Origin of the sequence: Xanthomarina sp. (assembly GCF_035306705.1) — a bacterium.
Taxonomy (GTDB): domain Bacteria; phylum Bacteroidota; class Bacteroidia; order Flavobacteriales; family Flavobacteriaceae; genus Xanthomarina.
The window spans coordinates 1-8,347 of record NZ_DATGNO010000076.1; the positions used below are offsets into that span (position 1 = coordinate 1).

At 34.2% G+C, this 8,347-nt stretch carries 8 protein-coding genes and 1 pseudogene; 6 read left to right on the forward strand and 3 right to left on the reverse strand.

The genetic code is table 11. The features are described from left to right. The 3 genes from VKY47_RS06475 to VKY47_RS06485 form a co-directional block, all read right to left on the reverse strand. Positions 1–508 (reverse strand): alpha/beta fold hydrolase (locus tag VKY47_RS06475; RefSeq protein ID WP_324311379.1); only part of this gene is annotated, 508 nt, incomplete at its 3' end. 45 nt (positions 509–553) lie between these two features. Then, the gene (locus tag VKY47_RS06480) at positions 554–1,594 is read right to left on the reverse strand and encodes a DUF481 domain-containing protein (RefSeq protein ID WP_324311381.1); all 1,041 of its coding nucleotides are present in this window, start codon (positions 1,592–1,594) and stop codon (positions 554–556) included. 154 nt (positions 1,595–1,748) lie between these two features. Continuing rightward, the gene (locus VKY47_RS06485) at positions 1,749–3,041 is read right to left on the reverse strand and encodes an aminopeptidase P family protein (protein WP_324311383.1); all 1,293 of its coding nucleotides are present in this window, start codon (positions 3,039–3,041) and stop codon (positions 1,749–1,751) included. Between the two features lie 306 nt (positions 3,042–3,347). On the opposite strand from VKY47_RS06485, the gene VKY47_RS06490 reads away from it, so the two are divergent. The 6 genes and pseudogenes from VKY47_RS06490 to VKY47_RS06515 form a co-directional block, all read left to right on the forward strand. Continuing rightward, entirely contained in the window at positions 3,348–4,034 is a 687-nt protein-coding gene (locus tag VKY47_RS06490; RefSeq protein WP_324311385.1) for a succinate dehydrogenase cytochrome b subunit, read from the forward strand. A 15-nt stretch (positions 4,035–4,049) separates the two neighbouring features. Then, on the forward strand, positions 4,050–6,062 hold the full coding sequence (locus VKY47_RS06495) for a fumarate reductase/succinate dehydrogenase flavoprotein subunit (RefSeq protein ID WP_324311387.1): 2,013 nt from the start codon (positions 4,050–4,052) through the stop codon (positions 6,060–6,062). A gap of 66 nt (positions 6,063–6,128) precedes the next feature. Continuing rightward, a complete protein-coding gene (locus VKY47_RS06500) occupies positions 6,129–6,302 on the forward strand; it encodes a four helix bundle protein (RefSeq protein WP_324311389.1) in 174 nt (57 codons plus the stop codon). Between the two features lie 182 nt (positions 6,303–6,484). Next, the gene (locus VKY47_RS06505; protein ID WP_324311391.1) at positions 6,485–7,231 is read left to right on the forward strand and encodes a succinate dehydrogenase/fumarate reductase iron-sulfur subunit; all 747 of its coding nucleotides are present in this window, start codon (positions 6,485–6,487) and stop codon (positions 7,229–7,231) included. A 20-nt stretch (positions 7,232–7,251) separates the two neighbouring features. Then, complete coding sequence (locus tag VKY47_RS06510; RefSeq protein ID WP_324311393.1) at positions 7,252–7,797, forward strand: hypothetical protein; 546 nt, start codon at positions 7,252–7,254, stop codon at positions 7,795–7,797. Between the two features lie 158 nt (positions 7,798–7,955). Next, positions 7,956–8,347 (forward strand): annotated as a pseudogene (locus VKY47_RS06515) (MutS-related protein); the annotation flags it as partial.

Below are 8,347 nucleotides of genomic sequence, written 5' to 3' on the forward strand. Positions count from 1 at the left end.
TATGGTATTGATTTTTGCTTTCAGTGCTAAATAAATTAGTAAAGGCCATACGCACCAAGATTTCAAAATTGGTTTTAGCCATGTTGTTGGCTCGAGTTCTTAAATCTTGGCGTTCTTCATCGTCCGCTAAAAAGGTGGAATTCATAAGGCAAAGTCCATTTAGGGAATTCGGGTTTTTTTCGGCGTAAGCCAGGGCCACATAGCCACCCATGGAATGACCAATAAGTATATGTTTTTTTATTTGAAGATGATTTAAAACGGCTTCTATAGCTTCGGCCATAAGCTCCATGGAATGTATATAGCCTAAAGATCCAGTTTTGCCATGACCTAATAAATCGATGGCTATAACGCGATTTGTTTTGGATATTTCAGAAATTATATCTTTCCACATATAACAGTTTTCCAAGAAACCATGAAGAAGTACCACGGGTTCTCCAGAACCTTGTTCTTTAAAATAAACCGGAATGCCTTTATGCTCTATAACCATCTTTAAAACTATCTTTTTCAAAGATAAGAAGACTTAATAATTGGAAGGCCATTGACTTAACTATATTTAATGAAGGGAATAGGATAGCTGAAAATTTACTCCAAAGTCATTGGTTGATGGGGCTTCAGCAGGAGGTTTGCTGTCGTAGGTATAGTAAAACTTTAAACCGACTTTAAAATCATCACTAAAAATACTTATTTTCGGATTTAAATTAAAAACGACTCTATTCCGATTAGATTCCGTTAAATAGGGTAAAAAACTAATATCGGAATCTACCCATAATTTGGGGTTTTTATATTTATAAACCTTCCAAACTAATTGAAAAATGCCAGCAATATCATTCTGTTCCGATGGATTTCCATAGGGTATCTCATGCGTTAAAGCCAAGCCGGTTCCTGCATAAAATCGGTTCCAATTGTTATAGGAAATATCTTTTAATCCCATTAAATTAACTCCCCAACGTTCCTTTAGGCCTAATTCGGAGTTTTGACCAAACTCAACGGATAGTTGTGTGGACCATCCATTTTTTAATAGTCGTTGCCACGCAATGGATACATCAGCTTTCCTGGAACCCAAGGTATCTGCTTGATAGGTGTTGTTTTCATCCCAAGCCATTTCAAAATAAGCTTTCTTTTTTCGATAATTTAGATTTCCTGAAAAAGCTAAATTTCCAATATTACTACCTTTAGAGTAATTAAATCCCAAACTAAAGTCTCCACTAATTCTTAACCAAAAATTACTTTTGATGGGGTATATTTCTACAATATCACTTATTGTAACTAACTTTTTTTCTTCTAGGGTTACAATAAACACGGTTCCTCCCTGACTGGAAGCATCAAATGAGCCGAAATAAATCTCATCACTTTTCATTTTAATTTCAAATTGTTTTTTTGAAATAATCGTACTTACCTTAATCTCTTCTAGACTAATGGTCCCCATACCATCCATTTTCCAAGTAAACACCCCATAAGCTAGACTTTTAAGTTCGCCAGTAAGAATGTTCTTGTTTATATGGTAAATAGTATCTGTTTTTTGAGCTAAAACTTTATTAAAAGGAATAACCAAAAACGAAAAGAACAGAAGATAATAAAGTTTAGTTTTATTCAAGTTTTTATTTTTTCACAAGTAAATTTAATCTTTAATTTATTACTATTTATAAGATTGCTTAAAAATTATAAACCCCATGAGCATTATGTTCATGGGGTTTATGGTATTGTAGTCTCCATTTTTGCTTCCTTATATATAAAGGTAAGGTCAAATTCTATTTATTCATTAAGTCTTCAATTTCTTCGGCTTCAATAGGGATGTTTCTCATTAAGTTAAAAGGCTCTCCTTTTTCTTGAACAACCACATCGTCTTCTAAACGAATACCAAAACCTTCGGCAGGAATATAAATGCCAGGCTCCACAGTAAATACCATATTAGCTTTCATAGGCTCTGTTAAAATCCCGTAATCGTGAGTGTCTAATCCCATATGGTGAGAAGTTCCATGCATAAAATACTTTTTATAAGCTGGCCAATCTGGATTTTCGTTTTTAACATCAGCCTTGTCAAGCAATTTTAATCCAAGTAATTCCGAAGTCATTAGTTTGCCAACCTCTACATGGTAATCTGCCCAAAGAGTTCCGGGAACAAGTAGTTTAGTGGCTTCGTCCTTCACGCGATTTACAGCATTATAAACTTCTTTTTGGCGCTTGGTAAACTTCCCTGAAACAGGAATTGTTCTAGACATATCACTGGCATAATTGGCATATTCTGCTCCAGCATCTATTAAAATTAAATCGCCAGCTTTACATGGTTTGTTATTTTCAATATAATGTAACACATTCGCATTGTTACCTGATGCAATAATAGGTGTGTATGCAAAACCTTTGGAACGATTGTTTAAAAACTCGTGCATAAATTCCGCCTCAATATTGTACTCCCAAACATCTGGTTTTACAAAATTTAAAACACGTCTAAAGCCTTTTTCGGTTATGTTACAAGCCTCTTGAATTAAATCTATTTCGATGGAATCCTTTACAGAGCGCAAACGTTGCAGAATGGGGTTGCTTTTAGCTACACTATGTGCTGGATATTTTTCCTTTAGCCATTTATTAAAACGAGCTTCTCTGGTTTCTGTTTCAATATGGGCTCTATAATGCTCATTGGTGTTAATATAAACGGTATCTGCCTGTGACATTAATTCATGCATGATTTTTTCAAAATCTTGTAACCAATAAACGGTTTTAATTCCCGAAGTTGATAAGGCAGCTTCCTTGGTAAGTTTTTCGCCTTCCCAAACGGCTATATGATCGTTGGTCTCTTTTAAAAATAAAATCTCTCGATGATTTTCTTTTGGGCAATCTGGAAATATAACTAAAACACTTTCTTCTTGATCGACACCACTTAAGTAAAAAATATCGCGATTTTGCTGAAAGGGCATCGTACTATCTGCACTTATAGGGTAAATATCGTTAGAATTAAAAACAGCTAAACTATTTGATGTCATTTTAGCTGCAAAATTTTTACGATTTTTTATAAAGAGCTTGTTGTTGATTAAATGGTATTTCATGTGCTTAAAAATTTATGGTTATTTTGAATTAGAAAAACGGGTATAAGGCCTTCTTATTCAGTAGAATATTTGAAAAAATAATCGAGCAGATTAAATTTACCCAAAAATACGTAATTCCTATGGGTTGAGAAAAAAGCTCTTGCACTTTATCATTTATTTAACTGAGAGAATTTAATTTCTTTAAAAATGATGGTTCGGTTTTTGCTTTTTAATTAAAATGATTCTAAATACCTATATTAATTGTTTCAACTTTGTCTAAAACTGATTTGAAGTGTATCTTTGTTATATAAAAATTAAACTTCAACAATGAGCGGAATTTTGAATTCTTCGATTGGAAGAAAATTTGCCATGGGACTTTCGGCATTCTTCCTAATGATATTTTTAGTACAACATTTTGCAATAAACCTGATGTCAGTATGCAGTAGTGAAACCTTTAATGAGGTCTCCCATTTTATGGGAACCAATTGGTTAATTCAATACGTTATGCAGCCCATATTATTATTTGGGGTAATGTTTCATTTTATTATGGGTTTTGTTCTAGAAATTAAAAATAAAGGCGCTAGAAAGATTAGCTACGTTAAATACAATGGAAATGCGAACTCTACTTGGATGAGCAGAAACATGATTTATAGTGGTTTGTTTATCTTGATCTTCTTAGTGATTCACTTTTTGGATTTTTGGTTTCCAGAAATCAATATAAAATATATCCAAGGGGATACGTCTGGATTAATAGATCCAAATAGTGCGGATAGTGGCTTCCGTTATTTTGAAGAGTTACAACATAAATTTGTTCCAGTTTGGCGTGTGGCATTATACTGTGTCGGTTTTGTGTTTTTATCACTTCACTTATTGCATGGTTTTAATTCTGCTTTCCAATCGGTTGGAGCAAATAATAAATACACAAAAGGATTAAGAGGTTTTGGAAAGGCTTATGCCATTTTAATTCCATTAGGATTTATCGTTATTGCGCTATTTCATCATTTTAATCAATAAAAAATTACATCTAATATGGCTTTAGATTCTAAAATACCAGAAGGTCCAATTGAAGACAAATGGACTAATTATAAAAATAACATCAATCTAGTTAACCCTGCAAACAAACGTAACATAGATGTTATTGTGGTTGGAACGGGATTAGCTGGAGGTTCTGCTGCTGCTACTTTAGCAGAGTTAGGCTATAACGTAAAAGCATTTTGTTTTCAAGATTCTCCAAGACGTGCGCACTCAATTGCAGCACAAGGAGGAATTAACGCAGCAAAAAATTACCAAGGAGATGGCGATTCGACCTACAGATTATTTTACGATACTGTAAAAGGTGGCGATTATCGTTCTCGTGAAGCAAACGTGTATCGTTTGGCTGAGGTTTCAGCAAATATTATCGACCAATGTGTGGCTCAAGGAGTTCCTTTTGCTCGTGAATATGGTGGATTATTAGATAATCGTTCGTTTGGGGGTGTTTTGGTTTCTAGAACATTTTATGCTGCAGGACAAACCGGACAACAATTGTTATTAGGAGCTTATTCTGCCATGAACCGTCAAATTGGACGTGGTAAAATTAAAATGTACAACCGTCACGAAATGTTAGACGTGGTTATGGTTGATGGAAAAGCTAGAGGAATTATTACGCGTAACTTAATTACTGGAGAAATAGATAGACACTCGGCACATGCCGTTGTTCTTGGAACTGGCGGTTATGGAAACGTATTTTTCTTGTCTACAAATGCCATGGGATCTAATGTAACAGCAGCTTGGAAAGCACATAAACGTGGCGCTTTTTTCGCAAATCCTTGTTACACACAAATCCATCCAACGTGTATTCCTGTTTCTGGAGATCATCAATCTAAATTAACATTGATGTCTGAGTCATTAAGAAACGACGGACGTATTTGGGTTCCAAAAAGAAAAGAAGATGTGGAAGCAATTAGATCTGGAAAATTAAAACCAGTCGATATTCCTGCAGAAAACAGAGATTATTATTTAGAGCGTAGATATCCAGCTTTTGGAAATCTTGTGCCTCGAGATGTAGCCTCGCGTGCAGCCAAAGAGCGTTGCGATGCGGGTTTTGGTGTGAATGCAACTGGTGAAGCGGTTTTCTTGGACTTTGCTACGGCTATTGAACGTTACGGAAAAGAAGCGGCACTTGTTCATCATAAAGATGTGAATGATGCTGCTTTAGTGAAACAATTAGGTCAAGAAGTTGTTAAAAATAAATACGGAAACTTATTCCAGATGTACGAGAAAATTGTAGATCAGGATCCATATAATACGCCCATGATGATTTATCCGGCCGTTCACTATACAATGGGTGGGCTTTGGGTAGATTATAATTTAATGACAACTGTTCCTGGATTATACTGTATTGGGGAAGCAAACTTTTCCGATCATGGAGCTAACAGACTTGGAGCTTCGGCTTTAATGCAAGGTTTGGCAGATGGTTATTTTGTATTGCCTTATACCATTGGTGATTATTTATCCCATGATATTAGAACTGGAGAAATACCTACAAATACAAAAGAATTTGATGAAGTTGAGAAAGATGTTAGAGATCGAATCAATCATTTAGTAAATAATAAAGGAAAACATTCTGTAGATTATTTCCATAAGAAACTTGGAAAAATCATGTGGAATAAAGTAGGAATGGCTCGTAATGTGAAAGGTTTAACCGAAGCCATTCAAGAAATTAGAGAACTGCGTGCAGAATTTTGGAGAGATGTAAAAGTTCCAGGAATCAATGAAGAATTTAATGATGAGCTTGCAAAAGCAGGACGTGTAGCCGATTATTTGGAATTGGGAGAGTTGTTTGCTAAAGATGCTTTACATAGAGAGGAATCTTGTGGAGGTCACTTTAGAGAAGATGCCGTAGAGCTTGATGGAGAACAAAAAGGTGAAGCCAAACGTGACGATGAGAATTTTGCCTACGTAGCTGCTTGGGAATATAAAGGAGATCCAAGCGACGCCGTATTGCATAAAGAAGATTTAGAGTTTAAAGATATTGAGTTGAAGCAGCGTTCGTATAAATAATGCTTTTTAAACTGTTATTTGTTAACAGTTTAAAAATGAATGATATAAGATTTTTAAAAATTTGAATTGATTTCTCAAATGAGAAGAGCCTCTAGGTCAGTCAATCATAATATAGCTGAAGGTTATGGAAGATTTCCCTTCCAAGAGAATATTCAGTTTTGTAGAATAGCTAGAGGTTCGTTATTTGAAACTTTAGATCATGGAATTATAGCTTTAGATGAAGGCTATATCTCCAAATAAAATTTAAATGAATTAAGAATAATTCATAATAAAACATTGCTGAAATTAAATGGATATATAAAATATTTAAAAAACCAGCAAAATAGTAAATAACAAAAACAAGGAATAACTATTGATGTTAATCTAAGCAAAACCTAATTAACTCAATAACTTAATTTCTCAACAACTTAATATTATAGCTTATGAATCTTACACTAAAGATTTGGAGACAAAAAGATAAAAACGATAAAGGAAAGATGGTCGACTATAAAGTTAGCGATGTCTCTCCTGATATGTCTTTCCTTGAAATGTTAGACGTATTGAACGAAGACCTAATTAATAAGGATGAAGAGCCAGTAGCTTTCGATCACGATTGCCGTGAAGGAATTTGCGGAATGTGTTCCCTTCATATTAATGGAGAACCACATGGTCCGGATAGAGGTATTACAACCTGTCAGTTGCACATGCGTATGTTTAAAGATGGAGATACTATCTTTATCGAACCATTTAGAGCAGCAGCTTTTCCTGTAATTAAAGATTTAGTGGTTGATAGAACCTCTTTTGATAGAATCCAACAGGCTGGTGGTTTTATTTCAGTAAATACATCTGGAAATACCATAGACGCCAATACCATTCCTATTAACAAACACGATGCAGATACGGCGTTCGATGCCGCTACCTGTATTGGATGTGGAGCTTGTGTAGCAAGTTGTAAAAACTCATCTGCCATGTTATTTGTTTCTGCTAAGGTGTCGCAATTTGCCTTATTGCCACAGGGACAAGTTGAGGCTACAGACCGCGTTTTAAATATGGTGAAACAAATGGACGAAGAAGGTTTTGGTAACTGTACCAACACTGGAGCTTGCGAAGTGGAATGTCCTAAAGGTATTACGTTAGAAAGCATTGCTAGAATGAATAGAGAATATTTAAAAGCAAGTTTAAAAGGATAAGAAAATTATTAAAAAAAAGAATGATAAATAAGATTTGTAAATTAGGTATGCTCATGTTAAGCATATTATTATTTAATGGTTGTAGTAGTGATGATGACGATAGTAACAATAATGATTCTACCGGGATTGTAGGAACTTGGAAAATAACATCATTAACTTTGGAAAGTACTACCGACTGGAATCAAGATGGAGTTGCAAATCCGAATTTGTTAGAAGAAACATCCTGTAGTTTAAACGATTTCTTTATTTTCAATGCAGATGGTACAGGAGAAGTAGTTTCTGATGGCTTTAGTATTGTTTTAGACGTAGACCAAGATGTTGATTTTAATAATTATTACACCTTTGAGTGTGTAGATTATTCTGGTTACACTTTAGACTCTACTTGGACCCAAGAAGGAAATTCTGTTACAGTAGTAACAGTAGTAGAAACAATTGTTTTATCATTGGAATCTAATGATTTAATTGGTATTTCAGAAGATAGTTTTCAAGTACCTAAAATATTTTCAGGTGGCATAGGTTGGGATTATGTAATAGAAGATTCTATAACTACTTTGACTAAAATATAACTTAAAATTTATACAAAGTTTTAATCCCAAGCTAAGTCTTGGGATTTTTGTTTCTTTACAATTCAATTTTAGTTATGAATCATCCAAGTACATTTTATAAAACACAGCTTGAAAAACATCAGCAAGATTTAAAAAATTTCAATAAAAAACTGATTGGAATGAGTAGCTTAAGACTACTTGTTTTTTTATTAACTGTTGCTGGAATTTATTTTACTTTTAGCATGTGGCAAGTCGCTTTAGGCATTGGTATTGTTGGAGTTGCTTTGTTTATTTTTCTTCTGTCAAAATACACAGATGTTAAACGTTTAAGGGATGTGAGTAAAGCTTTGGTGGCTTTAAATGAAGAGGAATTAAAAATCGCTTCAGGAGATTTTCATCATAGAAATTCGGGAAGGAGATTTCAGGATCCACAACATTATTACAGTTTGGATATCGATTTATTTGGAAGAGGCTCTTTCTTTCAGTTTTTAAATAGAACAACGATAAATGAAGGGGCAGAAAAATTGGCTCAGACCTTAACGGCCAATGACATTCAAGACATTGAATTAAA